Here is a 25097-nt window from a genome sequence, read left to right on the forward strand (position 1 = left end):
TTATCAGCTGATTGGTGTAGTTGATTGCTCGCTAATCCCTATTTCCTTTCTTGAAATTAGAGTTTGATTTGCGGAAATAGCTTCTTTTGAATTGTTGGCTGGATGCCGTAAGATTGCACTGACTTCCATGTTGGGTAATTGCCTGAGGTCGAGTTCCCCTTGCTCACCAAATAAATGCATCAATCGGTTTCTGATGGTTTTCAGGCCGATTCCACTTGGCAGTGCGTTTTTTTTGAGTTGCCCGCTATTAGTCAATTTTAGGATTAATTCATTTTTCACCAATTCTGCTTGAATTCGAATCAAGCCACCTTCTGGTAAATGATTGAGGCCATGTTTGATGGCATTCTCAGCCAGGGTCAACAGCATGGCAGGAGGGGTACCCACCTCCAAGGTTTCTGGCCTTGCTTCTATTGAGAATTCAAGTCTTTTACCAAACCTGATTTTTTCCAGGTCCAAATATTTTTCTACCTCCGCCAATTCTTTGCCAAGGGGTATAAGTCGGTATTTTTGATGGTTTAATGTGAAATTTAAAAGCTCCTTTAATTTGGAAATGGCCAACCCTGCTTTTTCTCCGTCCAGCAGCACCAAAGCCTTTATGGAATTGAGCGCATTGAAAAGGAAATGGGGATTGAGTTGGGATTTGAGCAATTCCAGTTCGGAACTTTTGGTCAATGCATCTGCCCAAAGTTTTTGTTCAGTGATTTCTCTGTTTTTGTTGACGATCTTGTAAATAAAATAAATGGTCACCCATGGCGCGACAAATACTCCGAAATTTAAAACCTGTATGACAAACTGAATGGCAAAGCTTATTGGGGTGTAGACAAATGAACTTTGTACCAGCACTACGGACTGCGTAACCGCCGACATGGCAAATGTGATGATAAGGATAGCCTGCAGCGCTTTAAAAAATATCACCACAAATGACTTTTCCCAAATTTCAGATGTAAGGAAAAATTTCTTGTAAAAATGAGAAAATAGCAGACCTACCATGGCAGCAGCGAACTGTATGGCTGCAAATTTCCAAGAAAATGCCCCACTCGCAAAAATGGAATAATTTAAAATGGCAATAGAAGCCATACCAGACCAACCCAGGACCTGCAGGGTCCAATACAATTTGGATTGACTGGGCAGATTTGGGTTATTCATTTTTCTTCTTTATCATACATAAATAACTGGTAATCAATGTTTAATATTAAAAATTAAAAGTATTTGATTAAGTTATTTTTTTAAATTTTGCCATGAACTTCATCAGAGTTGTCTGTTAGCGGCAAATCAAGACGATTCCTTTTTTGCTCAAACCTTCGTTTTATCTGCTTTAAGGTTTCCTTTTCTTCCAGCAGTTCACCGGCCAGTATTTCAATTTTTTTCACTTTAAGAAGATTGGGAAAAACCAATTTGTTTCTCGAAAAGGAATACATCCAGAAAATATCCAGAAAATTGAGCAGGACGTTCAAACGGTTAAAAAGAGTTGCAGAGGTTTGTCGAAAACCCAATTTTTCAAGACTTCTGTTAGAAAAAAAATAAGAAGTGGCCACAATGTTGAGTTCAAGAGGCAATCTACCTTCTTCCACTTCTTTGATCAAATTCAATAAGCCCTGAATCAATTCTCCAAAAATATAATCCCTTGATTTAACACCTCGGTCGGACCATTTGAGGTGTAGGAAATAGTCAAACGAAGTACCAGTATGCAATTCTTGTTTTGACTTGCCAGGTAAGTATCCCAGTAAGAAATGGCTGTAGTACCTGTAAATTCCCAGCCCCCGCAATAGGGGTGTACTGGTAAACTGGAACAGGGAAAGCACAAATGGAAATAGCAAATAGTACAAGGGGGAAACTTTGCCCGCATTCAAAAAAGGACCTAACCAAATGACATTCAACAAAAACAAAGCTGTACCGACCGTAAGCTGGGTTTTACGGTTGTGTACCAGATGAAACTTAAGTCGGTCGATGAAATTCAATTCTAAAGACATGATTGTATAAGCGAGGTTGGTTGGCGAATCCAAGTACTTTTGTTGCTTTGGAAATGCACTTGAAATCCCACTCATCCGGCTGTACATAAAGTCAAAAATGTACCTAAATCCATGCCATCGTGGTGGTAATGCAAGGTCATACACATACCTAATGTCAATAAAAATAGCAATTTATCTGTAAATGCCTCTTTTTGATGCAGGATAAGGTCTTTCTTAATGCTTCCGTTTTTTTCTGTAATAAGACTATAGGTAAGCAAGTCTTCGCCGTACCGGAGATCTTTGATGCTGACCATAAAATTTGGATTTTGGTGAAAGCGGCATTCAAATTTAGCCCCGTCCCTGAATTGAATTCTACCTTTACTGTCCCAGAAGCCAAATTTCATATTAAGGATATGCTGCCCATAATCATTGGTGATCAGCCATTTGTTTTGCCAAAATCCCTGTGGCTTAATTCTAAATTTCCGTCCTTCCATGGTAAAGGGTCTGAATCCATTACTTGGAGTGCCCAATGAAATCAAATGGTCTTCCCCATAGGTCAGGTGCCATTGATCTTTTTCTTTTATCCAACTGATAGTGCTGTCCAGTTTCATTTTGGGATTTATTTTACTGAATAGGACAAAGGTGTCCTAAAAAACTTTCAGTTGCGATGACAAATACAGGATTGCAGGATTTGTAGGATGGATGAAATTATAAGATTTTTATTATTTGGCCGAAGGTATTAAAAATCAGGTTTTTCATTTTCAACCCTTAAAACCACCCAAGCCTTACCAATTAATCGTATTCAATTTAATATTGAAAAATTGTTTTGATCTATTGATTTTTATCCGATTTGGGAATAGATTTATTTTTATTTTTTTTCATTTTAGAGAAAAAATTTTACATCCTAAAGAACTCAATATTAATGTGAATTTGTCTATTTAAATATTTTAAAATCAATTTATTGTATGGTAGATTTTAGAATTTACTTCAAAGATAGGTTCGAATTTTAAAAGTTGAACGATATGGGTAAAGTTGATTTTAAACCATTAGGCTTAGCGGGCTCAATATTATTTTTCGGATTATCAGCATTACTTTTTAGGATTTGTATTTATAATCTAATGCCGGAGTTAATAAATTCTGGCGTACATCCATTTTGGTCATTTATAATTAGTTATAGTATTCCATTAACAATTTTAATGGTTGCAACTTTTCTTGCCTTATCCCGGGAGGGAAATCTCAGGCATTGGAAACACAGGCTTCGTTTAAAAAGACTTTCAGGTAAAGAAATCTTTTGGTGCTTTGTTTTATTTTTGATTGGATTTTTGATTACAGGTATATTGATACCGACATCCACTTATATTGCCTCCTTTCCGTTGTTTTCCCCTCCTGATTTTTTTCCTGACATCCTCAATCCCAAAAAGGCCTTGCCAGTCGATGGCCTCAGGAACTTTATGGGAATTCCCTTAAAGGGCACCTATTGGATCATCCCGGTTTATTTCATTTTCCTGACTTTCTTTAATATTTTGGGAGAAGAGCTATGGTTTAGGGGATATATATTACCCAGGCAAGAACTGACCTGGGGAAAGGTAACATGGGTCTATCACGGCATATTTTGGTGCTTATTTCATACCCCCATATATCCATGGACCATCATTTATCTGTTGCCAACTACATTAACTGTAAGCTTTGTGTCACAAAAATTCCAAAATACCTGGGCTGGTTTTATTGTCCATTATCTGGGCAATGGGATATTGGCTTTATTACCTATCATTCAAGGGGTATTGAAATAAATCCTAGAGTAAAATAGATTCCAAAAAGGATTTGAATCTACGGAACAAAAAGTATTCTGCCTTTTGTAACTTTGATGGAAGAGTAAATGCTTTGATTAACCGAAATCATTGAATTAAATGTATGTAAAAGACAAGACTTTCGAAAGGGTATCCTTTGGAAAGGAAAAAGTGACTGGGGAGTTTGAAAACTGCAGGTTTCTGCACTGTGACTTTTCCGAAAGTGATCTCTCAGCATGCATCTTTACATCCTGCGGGTTTTTGGCCTGCAACATGAGTCTGGCCAAATTAAGGGATGCTTCTTTCCAAGAGGTGGAGTTTAGGGAATGCAAAATGTTGGGCTGGCGATTTGATACCTGCAATCCATTTGGGTTGGTTTTTTCATTCCACACTTGTGTCCTGGACCATGCTTCATTTTTCAATACCAAAATCCAACACACTGTCTTTTATCAAACCCAGCTAAAGGAAGTGGATTTTTCTCAAAGTGATTTGACAGGAGCGAGTTTTGATGGTAGCAATCTGTTGATGGCCAACTTTGAGAGGACCATACTTGAAAAAGCCGATTTCCGAAATGCCCAAAACTTTGAAATAGATCCGGAAACCAATCGGATCAGGAAAGCCAAATTTTCGCTCTCAGGATTGCCTGGGCTTTTAAAGAAACATCAACTCCATATAGAACCCTAAGGCCTCACCCATGAAAGATGCAACGATACTGATCAAAAGACTAAAACCTACAGATATTGGGTATTTTGTGGAGCTTATCCATCTTTTTGAATCTGTTTTCGAATTGCCTCAGGCGCCTCTTCCTTCTGAGAGGCACCTTAATTCACTTTTGCGTTCAGATAAGTTCATCGTATACGTTGCCATCCATCAAAAAGCCGTAGTGGGAGGTTTGACAGCATACGTTCTGGACCAGTATCATTCAGAAAGACCTTTGGCTTATTTGTATGATTTGGCGGTGGCTAAGCACCTTCAAAGACATGGAATTGGCAAAAGGTTGATTGAAGGATTGAATGCTTACTGCCAGGAAAATGATTTTGAAGAGGTGTTTGTCCAGGCCGATAGGGAAGAGGCGCATGCGGTGCAGTTTTACAGAAATACCCCACATCAGGGTGAAGAGGATGTACAGCATTTTTATTATCGTCTGGATACTTGGCAGAAAAGTGAGTCAAGTTAGCCAAGCCGATGTTAGATCATTCCATCCCATTTACTTGACAGTTGATCCCTTTTTTTTGACTGCATAGCGATATAGTCCTAATATCGTGTGAAATAAGGTTTTGAATGAACGATTCTTTCGCCATGGGAAAAATTGAAAATAAAATAGCTGGTCATAGAGGATATTATTTTATGATCTTTCTGGCAATATTGTATAACTTTTGGTTGATGGGAAAAGAAAACCAAACCGGCAATGAAGAGGTACCTCAAATGGAAAATAATTTGGAATACTCATCAGTTGGGCCTATTTCAAATTTAAATGATTGGCTAATTCAATTTCCTCCAAAAAACAATTCATAAAAAAGTCACTTTTTTAAAAATCCTCAAAACCTAATCTTTTTTAAACAAACTTAAATGACCTTATATTCCTTACAAGGTTCATGATTTTTAATTTTCAGAAAAAAAGTTTACAAAATTTTACTATCTCCTTTTCAACGACCTTAAATAAAGCTCCTCTACTTTTGTTCTGGCCCAATCTGTTTTTCGTAGGAATTTCAAACTTGAATTGATGGATGGGTCATGCGTGAAGCACCGGATGTTGATTTTTTCACCCAAGTATTCCCATCCGTATTTTTCCACCAAATATTCTAAAATATCCGCTAATTTCACCCCATGAAGTGGATTGTTGGGTTGAGTTGAAGGATTTTCATTTTCCATAGGTTATCAAAAGTAATAAAAATAAAGCCATCAATTCTCACTCATCAACAATTCAATTGTATTTCGGAATTGGCATTCAGCTTTTTTACACGTTCTAAACTAAAAGTGGTGTTTTTCTTAAATTGAAATGGTTTGTATAACTTGAGAGGATATGGGAATTGGATTTATGAGGCTGAAAGTTAAGGTGAACAAAAAAGTAATCTTCTGGCTTTTTGTGGGGTTAGTAGTTTTGCCAATGACCTGTGGTTTATGTCAGGACAAGGGTTCCGATTTTTCGGACTTAGTACCTTATGTGACCACACCTCCCGCGGTAATCCAGGAAATCCTCCAATTGGCTGAGGTCACGTCTGAGGATGTATTGTATGATTTGGGTTCAGGGGATGGCCGGATACCCATCGCAGCGGCCAGGCAATTTGGGATCAGGGCACTCGGGGTAGAAATAGATGCAGAATTGGTCAATGAGGCCAATGAAAATGCACAAATAGCCGGAGTATCCGATCTGGTGACCTTTGTTCAGGGGGATCTTTTTGCCATGGATTTGAGCGAAGCCACCGTTTTGGTGCTCTACCTTTTTCCGGATATCAACCTCAAGCTCAGACCCAGAATTTTGCAACTGGAGCCCGGAACGCGCGTGATTTCACACCGGTTTGACATGGGGGATTGGGAGCCTGAGGAAACCAGAAAGATAGTCATGGAGGATGGGGCAGAGCATGTCATCTTCCTATGGCGGGTAACAGGTGAGGAAGACTTTTGAAGTGAAATGATACATTTTGTTTCATGATCAATAGGAAAGACCAACTGCCTGCTTAAGGTATTTTGCTTCATTTATTTCATGAAGGATAAAATAGGCAAGGTCAGCTCTTGATATTTTGAGTTTCAAATCAGTGGCCTCAGGTGAAAAGTTTTCCCGATAGGATTTGGTCAGCGGCCCATCTGTGAATGCTCCAGGCCTGACAATCGTCCAGTCCAGGCCACTTTCCATCACATGTTTTTCCTGAAGTTGGTGGTCTTCAAAAGCAGCTTTTAAAAACCATCCAAACATCACCTTTTTCCAGAAGAAATTCAGATTCTGCCAACTTTCCCCACAACCCAGTGTGGTTTGACAGATCAGTCGGTTTACACCGGCATCTTCCATGCTCTTGACAATCTGTGCGGTTCCATAAGCCCTTACTGTTCCTTTTCGCCCGTCTCCCAAGCTTATCAAAACCGCATTTTGCCCATCCATTACTTTTCTTATGGACTGTGGATCAAGCACATCGCCCTTAACCTTTTGTAGGGAAGGGTGTTGAAATGCCAACTTTTCCGGGTGTCGCATAAATGCTGTGACGAAATGCCCCTTTTCCAGCCCTTGGCTGACCAGGTGTTTTCCAACCGTGCCATTGGCTCCAAATACCAAAACTCTCATGATTGATCGATTTTTGTTTCCTCCAAATCTCGAACAAAACTTTACCACAGACTTGTAAAAAACCGTCAAAAAATCTGAGGAAAAGGGTCATGATATCTGGTCCAGGAATTCTTTGGGGCTTTTTCCGGCAAAGCGGCGAAATGTTTTGATGAAATGGGAATGATCGCTAAAACCGTTGTCAAAAGCCACATCGGTTAATTTTTGAAAGCGCTCTTCTGAAAGTTGCAGCAAAGAGGCATTGAACTGTATGATCTTGGCGAACTGTTTGGGGCTGATGCCTATGTGACTTTTGAACTGTCTTTCGAAAGTCCGTTCGGAAAAGGGAAGTCTTTGACTCAATTGATGCATGCCCATCTGTCCGCGACTTTTCCAGATCAGCTGAAGGGCCAGCTGTATACTTTCGGCAGGACCGGAGGCTGTGTTCCTAAGTTTTTGTTCAAGTAGGGTTTCCAAATGCTGGATTTGATCCGGTGTGGATTTTAGTTTTTTAAGTACATCCAGGGTACCGGGTTCAAAAACCCCGGCAAGGTCATGGCAATCCTCATTAAGTGTGGCTGGATCGATGGAAAGCAGCAATTTGGAAGTCAAAGGATAAAGTTGAAGAATGATGAGCTTATAGGAGCCTTTGATCTGCAAAGTAATGGGAGAAATGGTCTGTCCATAAAGCATTAATTCAGAAAGCCTTTTGCCGCTGAGGTACACACCCTGAGCAGCTTCATAATACAAAATGCCAGGAAATCCATCTGCAAAGAAGGGTAACTCCACCTGTATTTCTTCATCATGGGTTTCAATCACCATAATTTTGTGAACCAAGGACTCGAGGTGCAGATTTTTGGGATTGTAGGCAGTAATCATGCTATAAATTTACCCGAGCCAGACCAAAAGGTCAACCCAACTCTAAATTGATTTTATTTACAGGATAAAGTTTTCTGTACATACTTTAGAATTTTTTTGATTGGACTTCCCAGAGTGGGAGTGGGGTGATTTTCAATATTTAATCAATTTCCAGCCCAATAGATTTGACTTATATCCATAGAAGATTCACTTGAAAAAAGTATATTGAGATAGATAATTCATGTATTTAAATATCAATCTTATGTACCAAAAATGTAATGTTGTCGTCTTCTTGTTTTGCCTGATTCTATTCACATCCTGTCAGAAAAATACGAGCCAAGCCAATGGAGAGGTTTCAAAATGGACAGGTGTTCTGGAAAAAACCGGCATGACTACCTACCAATACGGAACCCATACCCTTACAGGAAATGCCTCAACAACTGGCAATCAGACTGAGAACATCCTCTATGCATTGAGGAGCGCTACTGTGGATCTGGATCAGTATGTTGGAAAAAAAGTAACGGTGAGTGGCGATGAAATCGAGGGGTATCCTGTAGATATGAGACCAGTGTTTATCGAAGTAACAGCCTTAGAGGTGGAATAGGTTAGTCTGGTTTTGGACAAAAAACTGGCAGGGAAGGCCATGCTGTCTAAATTTTTGAACATTGGTCAAAAAAACGAGGATAATATGGAAAACACTAAAGTATGTATCATTGGGGCTAGTTTTTCCGGCTTGGCTGCCGCCGCTTGTTTGCAGAAAGAAAATATACCCTATCTGCTGATCGAAAAATCCTCCCGGATAGCGGATTCATGGCACCGCCACTATGAAAGGTTGCACCTGCATACCCATAAAAGGCTATCTGCCCTCCCTTTCAAAAGCATGCCTGCTGATTATCCCAAATATCCATCCAGACTTCAAGTCATTGAATACCTGGAATCCTATCGAAAGGAGTTTGGTATCAAGGTTCAATTGGAAAAAGAAGCAAAAAAAATTTTCAGGGATAAAGGAGCTTGGTTCATCGAAACTACCAAGGGTAAAATCAAGTCCGATTATTTAATCATGGCCACAGGAGCTTATGGCAAGCCTCGGGAAGTTAATATCAAAGGGATGGATACTTTCCAAGGAGACATCCTGCACAGTAGCGAATACAAAACAGGTAAGCGATATGCCGGAAAAAAAGTACTGGTGATTGGTTTTGGCAATTCGGCCTGTGAAATTGCCATAGATTTGCATGAACAAGGTGCCCAACCTGCCATGTCAGTGAGATCTCCGGTCAATGTTGTACCCAGGGAGGTTTTTGGGATTGATGTGACCCAACTTTCCATATTGAACAGGAAACTGCCCCCAAAGTTGGTTGATCAGATGAATGGTCCTTTGATCAAGCTTTTGGTGGGGGATCTCAACAAGATTGGTTTGAAAACACCTTCTTATGGACCAGCGGAACAAATCATCACAACAGGGAAAATACCGGTCTTGGACATCGGCACGATAAAATTGATCCGAAAAGGTCATGTTTCCATATTTCCGGGTGTAAAGGAAATCGAAGGAAACACAGTACATTTTGAAGATGGAAGGTCAGAAGAATTCGGTGCGATCATAGCCGGAATTGGATTTCACAAAAAGTCTGTAGAAATTTTAGATATTGCCGAAAGCCGTTTTGAAGACCTTAAATTCAGCATCAGGAAACAAAAGCAATTTGGCAGGGACGGTTTGTATTTTTGTGGATTTTGGGTAAGTCCCACCGGTCAGATCCGGGAAATCAAGCATGACGCCTTGTACATCTCAGAAGATATTGCAAAAAAAATCCGATTTCAAACCTGATGTTAAAAGCAGGGTCGTAAGCTTGTTGAATCCAAATAGAACGGTGCCATAAGATTCTCGAATATAATTTGAACCCAGGTCAATTTTAATCAGGGGTTCATTTTCGAACACCTACTGTTCAATTATATCCCTCTTTTGCTTTTTCATTTTATTTAATTGATTCATTATCAAATACTTCTAACATGGTATCAAAGTTGATATTATTTTTGAAATATTTGTGCTTATGGTAGGTTTCTTACTTTGGTTTATCTTGTTGGTGTTGTGCTGGCCAATAGCCATTCTGGCCATTGTGCTTTATCCAATCATTTGGTTATTGGTATTGCCTTTTAGGTTATTGGGTTTCGCCATAGATCTATCATTTACCTTCATCCGGAATTTATTGCTGTTTCCATTTACGATGCTCTCCAGACGTTAATTTTTATTTAAAATCAGCATCATTAAAATGATTACACCGATCAAAAGGTGCCCAATCAACCAAACTTTTTGCCACAAGGGCCGATCCTGCCATTTTACGGAAGGATCGAATGGATCAAAAGCCAAAGCCAGCATAAAAGTGACAAAGGCCTGACTTGTTTCCTTTAGCCAAAAATAATTGATTAATGATACCAAAATCATCAAAGCATACACCAAGCGATTCAGCCAGGTAGGATTGTTACCGGTCATTGTTTTAGCAGGTTCCATCTTTTTTTTAAAAATTAAGCTAAAAATCAATTGTACTCAACATGGGGCTACAGCAATGCAGGATAAAAGGGATAAGTAAAAAAAGCCTATTCTTGATCGGTTAAACCAAAACAGCGATTAGTCACCTCGGAATTTTGGTCCTTATTTTATTTTTCTGACTCCAAAGGCAGCAACCAATCCGCACTTTTGAACCGGTACCAATCCACCTGAGCCAGATCCGCAGTAGGATCATAAAGGGCTTGGTAAGGACGCTGATTCAGGCTGACCATGCCTTTCGCATAAATGGCCACACGGGCTTTTCCTTTGGCACTGTATTCCTCCTTCAACCGCTGTACAAATTGCCAGCACATGTCTGGATGGGTTGCTACTGCATTCATTTGCTTGGGAGTTAGGTAATCTGATAGGTTGACCAGTTCTGTTTCCCCAGACTCCCCATCTACCACTTGGAAACTTACATGACCATACTGCATCCTCAACATCATCCTCCAGGACAGGCGATGGCCCTCATTGGTCCAATGCACATTGCTGTCAAACAACCAATGCCGGGAAGGAAGCATCACCTGAACCAAAAACCAAAGCATCATTCCATAAATCAGATAGGGTTGATAACGATAGTTGGGTGGATGGGGAATAGGAATCCGTTTTGGGAAAAAGGTCTCCCGAACCTGATCCGGTGGAAAGAAAAAGATGCACAATCCTATGCTCATGTAGGGAAAAATACCCACTTGAAAGATAAAGGAATTGAATAGGTGGAAAAAGATGGAAACCATAAAGGCCCACTTCCGGGTTTTGTTCCACAGCAGCAGGGGTGTGATGAATAGATCAAAAAGCAGACCGCCTATGGCTACGAAAAAATGCATGATGGGCTGCTGAAGCCATTCTCCGACCAGCCAATAATGTTGCTTGGTGCTCAACAAAACCTTGGTAGAGATGCCTTGCAGCCAGTCTGTGTTGATTTTGGCTATTCCTGCATAGGTGTATACGATGCCCATTTGGATAATAAAAATCCAGCGGCACCAATTCGGACAGAATTGGCTGCGGATTTCCGGTTTCCTTTTGACATCCAATGAAAAAGCCCTGTGGGCAGGCACCAGGCACATGAACAGACATAGCAAAATGAGCAGGTAATAGTGGTTGTTGTAATGGGTCTTTTGCATGAAATAGACCATGGACCAGAGTATGGTATAGCCCACGATGCCGATGCGGTAATAATACCCCAGCATCACCAAAATCCCAAACCCTCCCATGATGATGAAGTAGACATACATGCCATTTCCAGGTAGGGGTTGTAACCAGGGGAAATCCAAAAAAGGAAAAGTCATCACCGGCTCCACAAATGCGCGTCTGACCCATCCGGTCATAATAGCTCCCCAAGCTTCAGCAGTGATCAGAAAGCCAAACGCCACCCTAAAGACCACCAAAAATGTATTGTCCACAGGTTTAAAAAGGGAGGCTTTCAAAGCATCGGAATTGGCCATGTTTCTTAAATCGGTATCGGCTTCAAAGATAATAGAAAATGCTCCTTGAGGAATGCATCGAAAGCAAATAAAAGAAATCCTGCTTGACACAAAAACCCAGAGCTCTCATCCTAAATTTTGTCCACCAAAAAGGTCTGATGGGGGAAGGGTTTTTTCTAACATAAGCAATTTCTTTTTCCGCCAAATTCCTCCGCCATAGCCAGTAAGTTGCCCGTCTGTACCGATCACCCGGTGGCAAGGGATAAGTATTGCAATTTTGTTCATGCCATTGGCGTTGGCGACTGCGCGAACCGAACTGGGTTTTCCAATGGCCTCCGCCTGTTGCTTGTAGCTTCTGGTAGCACCGTAAGGGATGTCTTTAAGCATATTCCAAACACAAAGCTGGAATTCAGATCCGATCAGATGTAAAGGGGTTTCGAAATTTTTCAGCTTTCCTTCAAAATAAGCACTCAATTCCATTTCCAGCGTTTCAAAATGCACATTGGCACCTTGGATGATGGTGGCGTTCAGGGATTTTGCCAATTTTTTCAGAGAGGTTTCCAGCATTTTTCTATCGGTAAATTCCAATAGACAGATGCCTTCAGGACTGGCGCAGGCCACCATGGTTCCTAGCGGGGTCTCGATTCTTTTGAGGTCCAGTATGGTTTGTTTTTTGGCGTCGGTAGGTGACACGCCAAAGATCTGCCTGAAACTATCCTGAAAACCGCTTAGTGATTCAAATCCACTTTCAAATGCAGTTCCTGTAATGCTTTCTCCTTCTTTAATTTTTTTGAATGCTGAATTTAGTCTATACAACCGCTGATAGGCATGAAAGGTCATGCCGTGATTTTTCTGAAACCAACGCCTGACTTGTGTGGGATCCAGCCCTTTTTTGACCAGATCATAGTCTTTTATTTTTAAAAAAGGGTTTTGCGTGATGAAGTTCATGATTTCCTTAATCGCATCGGGCGTTTTACTTGGGTTTTCCAGAGGCCTGCATATTTTACAGGGCCTGTATCCCTTTAACATGGCTGCTTTAGTGTCATTAAAAAATTCCACGTTTTCTATTTTTGGCTTCTTGGCCGTACAGGTAGGTCTGCAGAAAATCCCCGTAGTTTTGACTCCCGTAAAAAATACCCCTTCGAAGGTGCTGTCTTTTTCAAGCACAGCCTGAAACATCCGCTCGAAGCTTGGATCATCATCCGCGCCAATCTTATTATTGGTAACTAAAAGACCATCTTCAAAGAATGTATGGGGGAGATGGGTAGGTTGACGAAGTTGGTTCAAGCTGTTTTCCATGGTTCAATTTAGAATGATTTCTACAAATGTCCGTGCTTTTGTAAGCAGGTACAACCGAAAAGTAGACAAGTAATTTTTTATGGCTCACAGATCCCACGGATCTTTTTGTTTTTCTGTGGTAATCTGTGCTATCTGTGAGAAAAATATTAAGGTTTTAGGTTTTGATTGAGAAAGAAAAGATGGGTCACCGGTTCCACGGATTTTCTCCGAATTCAAAAATCATCTGTGGCTATCTGTGAGAAAAATTATACGCTTTTAGGTTTTGATTGAGAAAAAAATTGGCTCACAGATTCCACGGATTTTCACAGATTTTTTCTTGATTTTCTGTGGTTATCTGTGTTATCTGTGAGAAAATAATAGGGTTTCAGATTCTGATCGAGAACAAAATGGCTCACAGATCCCACGGATTTGCACAGATTTTTATTTTGTTTTTCTGTGGCTATCTGTGCTATCTGTTAGAAAAACTGTAAAGTCTTAGGTTTTGATTGAGAAAGAAAAGATGGGTCACCGGTTCCACGGATTTTCTCCGAATTCAAAAATCATCTGTGGCTATCTGTGTTATCTGTGAGAAAAGTTATACGCTTTTAGGTTTTGATTGAGAAAAAAATTGGCTCACAGATTCCACGGATTTGCACAGATTTTTTTTTTTTTCTGTCGCTATCTGTGCTATCTGTTAGAAAAACTGTAAAGTCTTAGGTTTTGATTGAGAAAGAAAAGATGGGTCACCGGTTCCACGGATTTTCTCCGAATTCAAAAATCATCTGTGGCTATCTGTGTTATCTGTGAGAAAATAATAAGGTTTCAGGTTCTGATCGAGAAAAAAATGGCTCACAGATCCCACGGATTTGCACAGATTTTTATTTTGTTTTTCTGTGGCTATCTGTGTTATCTGTGAGAAAAATTATACGCTTTTAGGTTTTGATTGAGAAAAAAAATTGGCTCACAGATCCCACGGATTTGCACAGATTTTTTTGTTTTTCTGTGGTCATCTGTGCCAGCTGTGAGAAAAATTATAAGCTTTTAGGTTTTGATTGAGAAAAAAAATTGGCTCATAGATTCCACGGATTTGCACAGATTTTTTCTTGATTTTCTGTGGTCATCTGTGTTATCTGTGAGAAAAATCAAGTCTATCGTAATGATTATTTTTTAAGATTTTCTTTTACCCTGAATTTTACCACCTCCCTTATAAAATCCAAAGGCAAGGGTTCATTAAAAGGAAAATTAAGGGATCCTTTCCCCCGTTTGTATTTAACTATCTCAGCAGGGAAAGCTTCCATGCCTGAAGGCGTAGGATAAAATCCGATATGGTTTTTGAAGGCTGCATAATGGACCAGATTACCATGAAGTTTAAATGTGGGAATCCCGTAGCTGATACACTCCTCTGCATCTGGCACGACGAGTTGGATGGTCTGCCTGATTTCATTAAGCATTTTTTTGACAGCAGCAGGAAATTGATCAAAGTAGGCTTCAATGTTATCGGGAGGGTTTTTCATGGTCAAGCTTTTTGTCAAATTTGTTCCCATAAAAGTAGGCTTTAAAGCTGTCGCAATCAACCCATGACTTTGTCGGATTTGCACATGTCTTCTGGATTCTGAATCCATTAAATTTGTACAAGCACTATAAATTTGTAATCCAGCAAAGTATGATCAAAATCAATCCATACCTTGGCTTCGATGGGAATTGCCGGGAAGCCATGACCTACTACCAGAAATGTTTCGGGGGAGAACTGACCTTCCAGACCTTTGGCGAATCTCCAATGTCCGAACAGACGCCCCCAGATAAACAAGACCGCATCCTTCATTCCAGTCTTTCCCATGGGGACTTTATCATCATGGGGACAGACATGACTCCTCCAGGTGGATTTAAGGCTGGAACAGAAGTAGGTCTTGCTGTCAACTTTGATTCTGAAGAGGAAATCAGAAAGGTATATGACCTTTTGAAAGAAGGAGGAAAAGTGTATGATGAACTCAAAGAATCTTTCTGGGGCAGCCTTTTTGCCTCCATACAGGATAAGTATGGTAAAGATTGGATGCTCGACTTTGAGTTGCCCAACAAAGAATGAATTGAAATTTAAAACCCCTTAATCATGTCCAATTCTATTTATCCGATCATTCCGTGCCTCTGGTTTGATCGGCAGGCCGAGGAAGCAGTTTCGTTTTATGTTGAGCTTTTTGGGAATTCCGAAATAGGTCATAAGGCTTATTTTGAAAAAGCCGGACAAGATCAGCATGGGATGCCTGAGGGGACCCTCATGTCCTGCAGCTTTAAGCTACACGGACAGGAATTTTTGGCACTCAATGGCAATCACCAGTATCCTTTCTCACCAGGGATTTCTTTTTATGTCACCTGTGAAACCTTGGCGGAGGCGGAAAAGTATTGGGAAGCCTTGCAACAGGGAGGGCAAGTGATGATGCCTTTTGACAAATATGACTGGAGTGAAAAATATGGTTTCCTCAATGATAAATTCGGCGTTGCCTGGCAGATTTCATTGGGAAAAATATCAGATGTCAAACAAAAATTCGTGCCCTCTTTACTCTTTGTTGGAGATAAATTCGGGAAGGCGGAGTCTGCCATAGAATTTTATATGGGCATCTTTAAAGAGGCTACTTTGGAAGGCATTGCCAGATTTACAGAAGAGGAAGGGGAGGGGCCTGACAAGGTCAAGCATGCCCAATTTTACCTCAATGGATCTACCTTCACGATCATGGAAAGTTCAATTTCCCAAACATTCGGCTTTACTCCGGCCATCTCATTTATAGTCCATTGTGACACCCAAGAAGAGATTGATCATTACTGGGAAAAACTTACTGAAGGAGGAGGGGATGAGGTTCAATGTGGCTGGCTTTATGACCATTTTGGCATCTCATGGCAGGGTGGTGCCCAAAATGCTTTCGGATGGAATGGCGGACCCCAAAAAAGCCAAAAAACTGACAGCGGCCTTTATGCCTATGAAGAAATTAAACATCATTGAGTTGGAGAATGCATTGGCTAACTAAATATCAAAATAATATAAATATGAAAAATGAAATGGAAGAATTTTGGGTGGAATTGAATGAAGCCTATGCGAAAGGTAATTTGGATTATATTATCCAGCATGCTTCAGAGGATATCAGATGGAACATGGTAGGGGATAGGATCTTGCAAGGAAAAAAGGAATTTGTCGATTTCCTCCATGAAATGAAAATGGAAGAAGGCATGGAAACCCAAATTCAGAAATATGTGATGGATGGGAAAAAAGCAGCCGTATCGGGCACACTCTTCATGAAAGATGGAAAAAAATATGCCTTTTGTGACATGTATGAGCTAAATGGCGATAAAAATTATTTGGTAAAAACCATGGAGTCGTTTGTGATTAAAATTGTTTAAATTTGAGTACGTATTACCTCAAATCCTAATGAAATACACCTTTTTGTAAGTCAGTGTAATAACCCTTATTCAAGTATCATGTTAAAAACCATTTTGATTACTTTAGGAGCCATTGTTTTGGTCTTGCTTTTGACGGCGCTGATCATGAAAAAAGAATGTGTGATTACTTCGGAAGTAGTGATCAATAAACCTCAGAATGAAGTGTTTGAATTTGTAAGCCACCTTAAAAACCAAGAGCAGTACAGCAAATGGGTCATGGCGGATCCCAATGTTAAATTGGATTACCGGGGCCAAGACGGAACAGTTGGATTTGTGGCTGCCTGGCACAGTGAAGACAAGAACGTTGGAGTAGGGGAGCAGGAGATCAAAGAGATCATTGAGGGAAAAAGGTATGAGGTGGAGTTGCGTTTTGAGAAGCCTTTCAAAGCGGTCAATCAGGCCTATACGGAAGTAGTGGCTGTGGGGCCGGAACAGTCCAAAGTCACGACGGTTTTCCAATCAAGAAATCCCTTTCCGATGAATCTCATGAATCCTTTCATCAAAAGCATGCTTCAAAAAGATATGGATTACAATTCCAACAACTTAAAAAAAGTGTTGGAAAATGGTGAAGTTTCCTAATTGGGGATGAAAGCTAGATTTGGACTCGGTAGTATCAAGAGGGATCAAATTTCGATTTGATTTCCAGAAAGTGGATTTCTGAAGGCTCACTGAAGTGAATGACTGTAGGCTTTTACGGGATCCATGATATGAAATTTGTTTTTGTATTCCAGGGGAGTCAGTCCGGTGATTTTTTTGAAAACGTCTCTAAATGCCTTTGGGTCGGAATAGCCTACTTTGTATTGGACTTCTGAAATGTTTTCACTTCCAATTTCCAGTTGTTTTTTGGCGGCTTCGACCCTTACCCTTTGTAGGTATGAAATGATCGAGGTTTTGGTGGCTTTTTTAAATCTTCTTTCAAAATTCCGGCGCCCAAGGGCTACTTTAGTGGCCAAAACGTCAACCGAAACCGGTTGGGCATAATTGGCCTCCAGATAATCCTGCACTTGCAGGATTTGGGTGTCGCTGTGATTTTTGTACCCATGAAAAATAATGAAATCAGCTTGACTCCTCCGGTTGATGTCAATGGCAAATACCTTAGCCAAGAAGAGCACCATTTCACGTCCATGAAATTTCTCTAGGTAATATAGGATTAAGTTGAGATAGGAGTAAGCAGCTCCGGAAGTATAAATCCCACACTCATCGGTGATGATTTCATCGTGGATAATGTGGACCTTGGGAAATTCTTCTTGTAATTCATGGGCGTGAATCCAGTGGGTTGTGCATTGCTTCCCATCCAGTAAACCAGTAGCCGCCAAAAGGAATGCCCCTGTACAAAGGCTCATGATTTCAGCACCTTTCCGATGTTGGTCAAGAATCCATGGGATCAGGTCTCTGTTTTTTTCAAGCCCTCTATGCACATCAGTATGCAACGCCGGTATGATCACCAAATCGCTTACCATGTTTTCAAAAGTCCGGTGTTTGGGTTGAATACTAAAATAGCCCTCCTTCATGGTGGAACTTTTTTCTTTGCCTACCATCTGAATTTGAAACCCACTGGGCTTACCTTTTCTTTCCAGCCATTTGTTGGCTTCGGTAAAAATGTGGTGGACCCCTTCCACATTGCTTAGGCTGATGTCACCTTCAGGAATCAATATGCTTATCCGCTTCATGGAATAAATATACTAAAGTCTGTGTTTTATTCATATCTTGTATTTGACCATTCATTTCATTAAAGTTGAAATTGATTTTGCTTTTACCAGAATTTCAGCAACTATGGGTAACGAAACTAAAACCAAAGATAAACTGCCTAAAATCCCTTTTCAGCATGCTGTTTCAACTATGCGTATGGTGATGGGATTGATATTCATTACTCATGGCTTTGCCAGGTTTTATTATGCTTCTCTTACAGATTTTGGTGGATTTTTGGGGAACCAAGGTATTCCATTTGGATGGTTAGTAGCTTGGGGCATTACCATTGGTGAATTGGTAGGTGGCTTTTTTTTACTTGTCCGCTACCGTGTGAAAATGGCCGTGATGTTCCATTTTTTGGTGATTCTTGCAGGGGTTTTTATGGTTCATCTTCCCAATGGTTGGTTTGTGGTAGGCCATGGTAGTGGAGGGATGGAATACAGCGTATTAATTTTGGCGGTGCTCGGGGTTTTATATGCATGTGAAGGTTAAAATGAATACACAAACAATAGAATTGATTTCTCATGGATTCCACGGATTTTCTTTTTTATGTGGTTATCTGTGCTATCTGTGAGAAAAATAATAAGGTTTTAGGTTTTGATTGAGAAAAAAAATGGCTCACAGATTACACGGATTTGCACAGATTCTTTTTTCTGTGTTTATCTGTGCTATCTGTGAGAAAAATTGTAAGGGATTAGAATTTGATGGAGAAAGAAAGGATGGCTCACAGGTTCCACGGATTTTCACCGAATTCAAAAATCATCTGTGATTATCTGTGTTATCTGTGAGAAAAGTAATAAGGTTTTAGGTTTTGATTGAGAAAAAAAATGGCTCACAGATTACACGGATTTGCACAGATTCTTTTTTCTGTGTTTATCTGTGCTATCTGTGAGAAAAATTGTAAGGTATTAGGATTTGATGGAGAAAGAAAGGATGGCTCACAGGTTCCACGGATTTTCTCCGAATTCAAAAATCATCTGTGGCTATCTGTGTTATCTGTGAGAAAAATAATAAGGTTTTAGGTTTTGATTGAGAAAAAAAATGGCTCACGGATTACACGGATTTTCTCCGAATTCAAAAATCATCTGTGGCTATCTGTGTTATCTGTGAGAAAAATAATAAGGTTTTAGGTTTTGATTGAGAAAAAAAATGGCTCACAGATTCCACGGATTTGCACAGATTTTTTTGTTTTTCTGTGGTTATCTGTGGAATCTGTGAGAAATTTTTTTGATACTCTTAGGATATGGAGTTAAAAAAAAATTACAAGTATCAATTCAATTGGAAGAACTTCTTTTTGGGATGGATATTTATCAATAATACATTAAGCAATAATAGGATACAGATACCAGGAATTCCGTTCATTACGGTATCCAAGAAAAAAGCTACGGGATTTCCTCCCACAATGGGATAGAAAAAAAGCAGCATGGAGGACAGGTATACCGATCCCAGATAAGCCAAAGGTGCAGCCATCCATTTCACTTCTTTTTGGGTCATAAGCAAATAGGATATGCACACGAATAAGGTCAATTCCAGCGTGAGGATAGATATCCATCCCCAATCGGGATTGCCTGTAAGTAAAAAGTTAAGCAATGGAGCCAGAAGTGCTACCGGAAGAGCCACCCTCCAACCGTACCATAACAAGGCAATAAATGGAATATAAAATAAAGGCAGTAAATAGGCACCCACAGGAACTCCCAAATATGGAGGAGCAAGGTGGATGAGAAAAGGAATCAATACTGCTATAATCAGTACCAAAGAGGTGGTTTTGATCCATACAGCATTTTTTAGTAGGCCGATGGTTTGCATATTGGGTTCAAATAGGCTTTAAACCATGAAATTAATAATTATTTATTGGATTTTGCTAATAGATTAAAATTTTTTCCATAAGAAAATGGGTCGTAATGATTTTTTGTAAAAATCATGGTTAAAAAAGTGTGCTAATTACTCTTATTAAGTATGATTTTTCTTTTTCTCTAACAGAAAAAGAAGTCAAGCTTTTTACTTGGTATGCTGTGCAAACCCAAAGGCACCTTTCAACCTGTACTGTGGGTAAACCACAATACAGGTTGAAGGTACCGGAATGATTATTCTTCTGATATCCTTTTTACATTATCCTCAGGAAGTCGGTCAATCAAATAATTATATGGATCTATTCCCGCCTGATGTGGTTTTTCATTGACAGTGAAGGTAAAGGTATTTTCTGCCTGGGATATTTTGATTCTTTCGTAAACCAAAGGATTGCCCAATACCTTCTTGGCATCAGTTTGAGCAAATATGCCTACGTCTACATAATCATTCAGGGGAATTTCACTTTGTTTGCCAAGTGAATCTGCGCTGAACTTCTCTGAGAAGGTTTTCAAGGTCACTTCGTAAGTTTCCCCATTTTGAACATAGGTGGCTTCCATCACCCGATTGGAAAAAAGGGTGATGTTTTCAAAAAGATCTGAGATCAGATATTGCAAACTATCGGGTGTCACTTCCCTGAAGGCCTCCACCGCGGATATGGAAGTAGGATACAGGGGATCTTGATAGGCATGTTCCTGTATCAATTTTTGTAAAGCAAGGTTTACTTGGTCCTCGCCAATCATTTCTTTAAGGTAATACATCACCACAGAGCCCTTGGCATAATGGATGTATCCTTGGTTTTCGGTTTCCATGATAGGTCTTTCCGCTTCAAATTCCCCGCTTCTGCCATTCAGGTAGCTGTTCATTTCGTAGCGGAGGAATTTTTTCATTTTGTCACGGCCATATTCTTTCTCCATGACCATAAGGGCCGAGTACTGGGCGAAACTTTCACTCATCATTTCGGTACCGCGCATACTAGCCCCGATCAATTGGTGGGCCCAGTATTGGTGGCCCATTTCATGTGCCACCACGTAGTATACCAAGTCAATGTCATCTTCTGTCACGTTCCTTAGGTCTGTAATAAATCCAATTCCTTCACTGTAGGGCATGGTGCCTGGAAAGGCCTGTGCAAATGATGAATACCTTGGGAATTCAATAATGCGGCATTGTTTGTGGTAGTAGGGTCCGAAATTTTCTGTGTAATATTCCAAGGATTTTTCCATACTCCTGAGCATGTTGGGAACATTGTACTCATGCCCCTTGATGTAATAAACCTCTAGGTCTATGTCCTGCCATTTTTCTCTTGCTATCTCATACCTGGCAGAAATAAAGGAGTAGAAATTTAAGGAGCTTTTGTCCAGTTGGTATTCAAAGTACCTACGGCCATCTTCCTCCCATTCCCTAATCAGACTACCAGGGGCCACCGCTATCTGGTCACTTGCCGTACTGATCACGGTGTTGACATCCACCCAGTCTGCATCGTTTGAAATATAGGTATTGGAGCGGGCTTTGTGGTTGTTTTCATCCAGTCTGGGAAGCCTTTCCCTTCTGGGAAGGTCCATCTTGGCTCTTTTGTTTTTGTCTGAGATCTCGTAATTTCTGTTGTACCCAAAAGACGGCAAAATGTTGGAGTTGTTGAAAAAGGTTCCGTTCTGGGTCAATGAGGTAAATGAAACACTGTTCTCAAATCCTTTGGTGATTTTGCTGAAAGTAACTTCAATGGCCATCGTGTCCCCGGCTTGCATGGGCTTGTCAAGGGTGTAGATGCGGTAATTTAATTTTTCATCATCCAAGGTTAAGTTTGCTCCTGGGATTTTGATTTCCAAAGAATCCGGAAGTGTTGGCAGGGTAAAATGAAAAGCCGGAATGCTGACCCCCGATTTATTGACTATCACGCCTTTCACTCGGGTGATCAAATCCCTGTCATATGGAAAGATGTCTATTTCATAGTCCAAGCTGATCCATCTCGGCTGAGCAATGTCCTCATATTGTTTGTAAGCCAATTCATAGGCCTTTTGCCTCCTTTCAGTCTCCTTGGGGGACAAATAGGTATTGAGTACTTCTGTATTGTAATAGACAAAGCCTGCGCAAAGGATAAATAGACCTCCAAAAACAGTCAACAATCCACTTTGCCGTTTGATCCGGTCAAGGGCAAAACGGCTTCTTATTTTGAAGCCTGTTTCTTTTCCACGAACAAAAAATGCGTAGATAACCACACACAATATCAAAGAAAAGAAGGTCCAGTAAAGATTAAACCATACAAGACCCGGTATGAATGGCCCATATCCGTTCATGTCCGAATAAGTGGCGAAAGGGGTGCCTCCAAATTCCAGCATGTTGGAGTTGAGTTCCAATACAGACCAAATGAAGGAATTCAGGATGATAAAGGCCACAAAGGCAAAATAGGCAATATAGCGGTTGTTGATCAGGTAGTGAAACAGTAAAGCGATGACCACCAGGTAAGCAAACTGAAACATATCCAATACCAATAAAGACTGGGCATACACCTGAAGTTCATAGCGGGTGTAGCCATAAGAGGTCTGGGCGATCATACCCACCAAAATGGTACAGCACAAGACCACAAACAAGCTGATCAGCAACCCGATCAGTTTGGAGGTGAAAAGCATGCCTGTTCTTGACGGAGTGGCATCCTGGATTTCATTGATTTTGGCATCCCTTTCTTTCCACACCAGGACCCCTGAATAAAAGGTGATGATACCGATGAGAAACAAATAAAATGAGCCTCTAATGGCATCAATCACATCATAGGTGACAGGGTAACGGGCTGTGCCGTAGTTGCCCGTAAAGCTGGTCAAGCTGGCGATCAGGTTGATCAAACCGATCAAGACGATGATCATAAAGGTTTGGTTCTTGATGATGGCCTTGGTTTCAAAAACGATCATGTGCCAAAAAGCAGCCCATGAAAATCCAACCTTATCAGGTAGTGAGAAATTTTTTGCTTTTGGAATTGACTGTATTACTAGTTCTTCTACCTTCCTGCGTTTTTTGCTCACCTTTTCTTTCTTGGTATTGAAAGAAAATCGGGTGTACATGACCAATAAAAGTAAAAGGCTCAAACCTGTCCATACCAGTCGGTTCATCAGAAACTGACCCTCCAGCGCGGTAGCCGTCAGGTTTTTTTCGTCAATGGTTTTGTATTTGGATAGGGTGCTGAGCGGCTGAAATCCAAATGGATCCAATAAGTTGGCCAACCATTCTTTTTCAAGGTCAGCGGTAAATCCCTGGCTGACCACATAAAAGACCAGAATCAACATGGCACCAACAAAGGATACAATGTTGCTTCTAAAAACCACCGCAAGCGAATATAAAATGACTCCGGCAATCAGGGTATTGGGAATGGCAAAAGAAAGTAAGCCCTGAAGGTGACCTTCCCAAATGACAGGCCCATACCGCTCAGGCTGCACCCAAGGCATCAAGGGGCCAATCAAAGCCCCAAGAGAAACACCCAACAAAGGGATGATGGAAATGGTAAATGCTCCGATGAATTTTCCGAAAAAATAATCTCTTTTTTTGATTGGCGAAGTAAAAATAAACTGATGCATGCCGGTACTGAAATCCCGGTTGGCTGTGGCATTCATAAAGGCGGTGGTCATCAGGAGAGCGATCAAGGACATGACACCGTAATAAGATTGGATGACTGAAGGGGCATTTTTATAGACACTGCCCACACCTCCACCAATCTGTACCTGATCAGAGGAAACCGCACCAAATACCAGTAGGGTAATGATCAACAAAAAGATCCAAAGCATGGGTGCCTTCAACCAATAATTCCATTCGTGTCTGATAAATTTCCACATTTTTTTAAGGGTTTTTGGTTTTAGACTAGTGCATTCAATTTTGCGAAAAATACATCTTCAAGGGTTTCTTCCGCTTGTACAAAACCACTGTTGAGTGGGACTTCTGAAAACACATGGATCTGCGGTTTTCCTCCCACCAACTTATTGCTGATCAACTGGAATTCCTTTTGGTAGTAGGGGAGGTCCTCTTTATTGACCCGCTTTTCAAAAACTCTACCTTTGATTTGATATAGCGCTTCATCCGTGGTGCCTTTATAAAGTACCTGACCTTTGTCCATGATGGCCATGTTGGTGCAGAGCTCTCTTACATCCTGAACAATGTGGGTGGATAAGATGACGATGGTCTGTTCGCCGATTTCCGCAAGGATGTTGTAGAAGCGGTTTCTTTCTCCCGGGTCGAGGCCTGCGGTTGGTTCGTCCACAATGACAAGTTTGGGGCTTCCAATGAGGCATTGTGCGATGCCAAACCTCTGCCGCATACCTCCCGAATAGCTGCTTACCGCTTTCTTGCGGTGTTCGAAGAGGTTGACTTTTTGGAGAAGGTAGTCCACCATTTCCTTTCTTTCTTTCGTTTGGTCAAATCCCTTAAGAATGGCAAGGTGGTGCAGCAAGTCCGTGGCTGACGTGCGTGGGTAAACGCCAAATTCCTGAGGCAGGTAGCCCAAAACCTTGCGGACGGCATCTTTGTCCTGTAGAACATTGATTTCTCCCAAATAGGCAGTGCCACTATCGGCCTCCTGCAGCGTGGCAAGAGTACGCATCAGGGAGGATTTACCGGCACCGTTGGGGCCCAGAAGACCAAACATGCCCTTGTCGATTTCCAGACTCACCTGATTGAGGGCAATGACGCCGTTGCCATATTGTTTGTTAAGGTCGGTAATGGATAATTTCATCGGATTTAATGATTTAGGTAGGTGAAATTCTTCATGCAATTTTTTAATTTGCCCATAATAATGCCAAAATCAAAATGCTTTCAGACTGCACAGTTCGGCCGATCGTACTGTAATAGTGACCGAATTCGGTCATAATAGCGGACACTTTTTGATCGCCAAGGTCTAGGATATGGGCTGTCTCATTTTACTTTTCTTTCTTTTTCGATGACCTAAATTGAGTATCGGAGACAAATTTTCCCCTTGAAAATACACCTATGCAGAAAAGTACGGGTTGAAAGACAGGAAAAACAGTTTTTTAACCACTATAGGCTTCTTTGGAAATCTTAAGAATGGCCTATGGC

Annotated in this window: 27 protein-coding genes; 13 read left to right on the forward strand and 14 right to left on the reverse strand. The window is 40.7% G+C overall.

The features are described 5' to 3' along the window. Window positions 1-3: 3 nt before the first annotated feature. From H1A14_RS02650 to H1A14_RS02660, 3 genes are all read right to left on the reverse strand, one after another. Complete coding sequence (locus tag H1A14_RS02650; RefSeq protein WP_194774637.1) at window positions 4-1146, reverse strand: sensor histidine kinase; 1143 nt, start codon at window positions 1144-1146, stop codon at window positions 4-6. An 80-nt stretch (window positions 1147-1226) separates the two neighbouring features. Beyond that, window positions 1227-1970 carry a hypothetical protein gene (locus tag H1A14_RS02655; RefSeq protein WP_194774638.1) on the reverse strand — a complete coding sequence of 248 codons (744 nt, stop codon included), beginning with the start codon at window positions 1968-1970 and terminating at the stop codon, window positions 1227-1229. 71 nt (window positions 1971-2041) lie between these two features. Further along, the gene (locus H1A14_RS02660) at window positions 2042-2560 is read right to left on the reverse strand and encodes a hypothetical protein (RefSeq protein ID WP_194774639.1); all 519 of its coding nucleotides are present in this window, start codon (window positions 2558-2560) and stop codon (window positions 2042-2044) included. A 585-nt stretch (window positions 2561-3145) separates the two neighbouring features. On the opposite strand from H1A14_RS02660, the gene H1A14_RS02665 reads away from it, so the two are divergent. From H1A14_RS02665 to H1A14_RS02680, 4 genes are all read left to right on the forward strand, one after another. Beyond that, complete coding sequence (locus H1A14_RS02665) at window positions 3146-3739, forward strand: CPBP family intramembrane glutamic endopeptidase (RefSeq protein WP_194774640.1); 594 nt, start codon at window positions 3146-3148, stop codon at window positions 3737-3739. A gap of 117 nt (window positions 3740-3856) precedes the next feature. Then, window positions 3857-4420 carry a pentapeptide repeat-containing protein gene (locus H1A14_RS02670; RefSeq protein WP_194774641.1) on the forward strand — a complete coding sequence of 188 codons (564 nt, stop codon included), beginning with the start codon at window positions 3857-3859 and terminating at the stop codon, window positions 4418-4420. A gap of 10 nt (window positions 4421-4430) precedes the next feature. After that, the gene (locus H1A14_RS02675) at window positions 4431-4913 is read left to right on the forward strand and encodes a GNAT family N-acetyltransferase (RefSeq protein ID WP_194774642.1); all 483 of its coding nucleotides are present in this window, start codon (window positions 4431-4433) and stop codon (window positions 4911-4913) included. A 122-nt stretch (window positions 4914-5035) separates the two neighbouring features. Continuing rightward, the gene (locus H1A14_RS02680) at window positions 5036-5251 is read left to right on the forward strand and encodes a hypothetical protein (RefSeq protein WP_194774643.1); all 216 of its coding nucleotides are present in this window, start codon (window positions 5036-5038) and stop codon (window positions 5249-5251) included. Window positions 5252-5371: 120 nt separating this feature from the next. Here the strand turns inward: H1A14_RS02680 and H1A14_RS02685 are convergent, their stop codons facing one another. Beyond that, window positions 5372-5608: a VF530 family protein gene (locus tag H1A14_RS02685; RefSeq protein WP_194774644.1), complete on the reverse strand. Its 237-nt coding sequence runs from the start codon at window positions 5606-5608 to the stop codon at window positions 5372-5374. Window positions 5609-5759: 151 nt separating this feature from the next. On the opposite strand from H1A14_RS02685, the gene H1A14_RS02690 reads away from it, so the two are divergent. Next, a complete protein-coding gene (locus H1A14_RS02690; RefSeq protein WP_194774645.1) occupies window positions 5760-6362 on the forward strand; it encodes an SAM-dependent methyltransferase in 603 nt (200 codons plus the stop codon). A gap of 27 nt (window positions 6363-6389) precedes the next feature. On the opposite strand, the gene H1A14_RS02695 is transcribed toward H1A14_RS02690, so the two are convergent. Together H1A14_RS02695 and H1A14_RS02700 are read right to left on the reverse strand one after the other, a co-directional pair. Continuing rightward, window positions 6390-7013 (reverse strand): NAD(P)-dependent oxidoreductase, encoded by a 624-nt coding sequence (locus H1A14_RS02695; protein WP_194774646.1) that lies wholly within the window; start codon window positions 7011-7013, stop codon window positions 6390-6392. Window positions 7014-7100: 87 nt separating this feature from the next. After that, window positions 7101-7868, reverse strand: coding sequence for a helix-turn-helix domain-containing protein (locus tag H1A14_RS02700; protein ID WP_194774647.1), 768 nt, complete (start codon window positions 7866-7868; stop codon window positions 7101-7103). A 241-nt stretch (window positions 7869-8109) separates the two neighbouring features. Between H1A14_RS02700 and H1A14_RS02705 the strand changes: the two genes are divergently transcribed. From H1A14_RS02705 to H1A14_RS02715, 3 genes are all read left to right on the forward strand, one after another. Then, entirely contained in the window at window positions 8110-8451 is a 342-nt protein-coding gene (locus tag H1A14_RS02705) for a hypothetical protein (RefSeq protein WP_194774648.1), read from the forward strand. Window positions 8452-8535: 84 nt separating this feature from the next. Beyond that, entirely contained in the window at window positions 8536-9669 is a 1134-nt protein-coding gene (locus H1A14_RS02710; protein WP_194774649.1) for a flavin-containing monooxygenase, read from the forward strand. A 223-nt stretch (window positions 9670-9892) separates the two neighbouring features. Then, complete coding sequence (locus H1A14_RS02715) at window positions 9893-10084, forward strand: hypothetical protein (protein WP_194774650.1); 192 nt, start codon at window positions 9893-9895, stop codon at window positions 10082-10084. Here H1A14_RS02715 and H1A14_RS02720 read toward each other — a convergent pair. The 4 genes from H1A14_RS02720 to H1A14_RS02735 all read right to left on the reverse strand — a co-directional run bounded on the left by H1A14_RS02720 (window position 10081) and on the right by H1A14_RS02735 (window position 14599). Beyond that, window positions 10081-10332, reverse strand: a complete 252-nt coding sequence (locus H1A14_RS02720) for a hypothetical protein (protein WP_194774651.1) — start codon at window positions 10330-10332, stop codon at window positions 10081-10083. The two genes, H1A14_RS02715 and H1A14_RS02720, sit on opposite strands and share 4 nt — an antisense overlap. A 164-nt stretch (window positions 10333-10496) precedes the next feature. Further along, the gene (locus tag H1A14_RS02725) at window positions 10497-11828 is read right to left on the reverse strand and encodes an HTTM domain-containing protein (RefSeq protein WP_194774652.1); all 1332 of its coding nucleotides are present in this window, start codon (window positions 11826-11828) and stop codon (window positions 10497-10499) included. Window positions 11829-11933: 105 nt separating this feature from the next. Further along, window positions 11934-13106, reverse strand: coding sequence for a bifunctional transcriptional activator/DNA repair enzyme AdaA (locus H1A14_RS02730; protein ID WP_228527515.1), 1173 nt, complete (start codon window positions 13104-13106; stop codon window positions 11934-11936). Window positions 13107-14245: 1139 nt separating this feature from the next. Continuing rightward, complete coding sequence (locus H1A14_RS02735; protein WP_194774653.1) at window positions 14246-14599, reverse strand: iron chaperone; 354 nt, start codon at window positions 14597-14599, stop codon at window positions 14246-14248. Window positions 14600-14748: 149 nt separating this feature from the next. Here H1A14_RS02735 and H1A14_RS02740 point away from each other — a divergent pair, with 149 nt between their 5' ends. From H1A14_RS02740 to H1A14_RS02755, 4 genes are all read left to right on the forward strand, one after another. Then, window positions 14749-15168 (forward strand): VOC family protein, encoded by a 420-nt coding sequence (locus H1A14_RS02740; protein ID WP_194774654.1) that lies wholly within the window; start codon window positions 14749-14751, stop codon window positions 15166-15168. A 24-nt stretch (window positions 15169-15192) separates the two neighbouring features. Further along, complete coding sequence (locus tag H1A14_RS02745; protein ID WP_228527516.1) at window positions 15193-16077, forward strand: VOC family protein; 885 nt, start codon at window positions 15193-15195, stop codon at window positions 16075-16077. Between the two features lie 44 nt (window positions 16078-16121). After that, entirely contained in the window at window positions 16122-16472 is a 351-nt protein-coding gene (locus H1A14_RS02750) for a nuclear transport factor 2 family protein (protein WP_194774655.1), read from the forward strand. A 78-nt stretch (window positions 16473-16550) separates the two neighbouring features. Next, entirely contained in the window at window positions 16551-17090 is a 540-nt protein-coding gene (locus tag H1A14_RS02755) for an SRPBCC family protein (protein ID WP_194774656.1), read from the forward strand. Window positions 17091-17176: 86 nt separating this feature from the next. Here H1A14_RS02755 and H1A14_RS02760 read toward each other — a convergent pair whose 3' ends face one another. After that, the gene (locus tag H1A14_RS02760) at window positions 17177-18181 is read right to left on the reverse strand and encodes a GlxA family transcriptional regulator (RefSeq protein WP_194774657.1); all 1005 of its coding nucleotides are present in this window, start codon (window positions 18179-18181) and stop codon (window positions 17177-17179) included. Window positions 18182-18284: 103 nt separating this feature from the next. Between H1A14_RS02760 and H1A14_RS02765 the strand changes: the two genes are divergently transcribed. Beyond that, a complete protein-coding gene (locus tag H1A14_RS02765) occupies window positions 18285-18692 on the forward strand; it encodes a DoxX family protein (protein WP_194774658.1) in 408 nt (135 codons plus the stop codon). A 777-nt stretch (window positions 18693-19469) separates the two neighbouring features. On the opposite strand, the gene H1A14_RS02770 is transcribed toward H1A14_RS02765, so the two are convergent. The 3 genes from H1A14_RS02770 to H1A14_RS02780 form a co-directional block, all read right to left on the reverse strand. Further along, complete coding sequence (locus H1A14_RS02770) at window positions 19470-20006, reverse strand: hypothetical protein (RefSeq protein ID WP_194774659.1); 537 nt, start codon at window positions 20004-20006, stop codon at window positions 19470-19472. Window positions 20007-20284: 278 nt separating this feature from the next. Continuing rightward, window positions 20285-23863 (reverse strand): ABC transporter permease/M1 family aminopeptidase, encoded by a 3579-nt coding sequence (locus tag H1A14_RS02775; protein ID WP_194774660.1) that lies wholly within the window; start codon window positions 23861-23863, stop codon window positions 20285-20287. A 20-nt stretch (window positions 23864-23883) separates the two neighbouring features. Continuing rightward, entirely contained in the window at window positions 23884-24756 is an 873-nt protein-coding gene (locus H1A14_RS02780; RefSeq protein WP_194774661.1) for an ABC transporter ATP-binding protein, read from the reverse strand. Window positions 24757-25097: the final 341 nt, after the last annotated feature.

Source organism: Pararhodonellum marinum (assembly GCF_015354735.1).
GTDB lineage: Bacteria > Bacteroidota > Bacteroidia > Cytophagales > Cyclobacteriaceae > Pararhodonellum > Pararhodonellum marinum.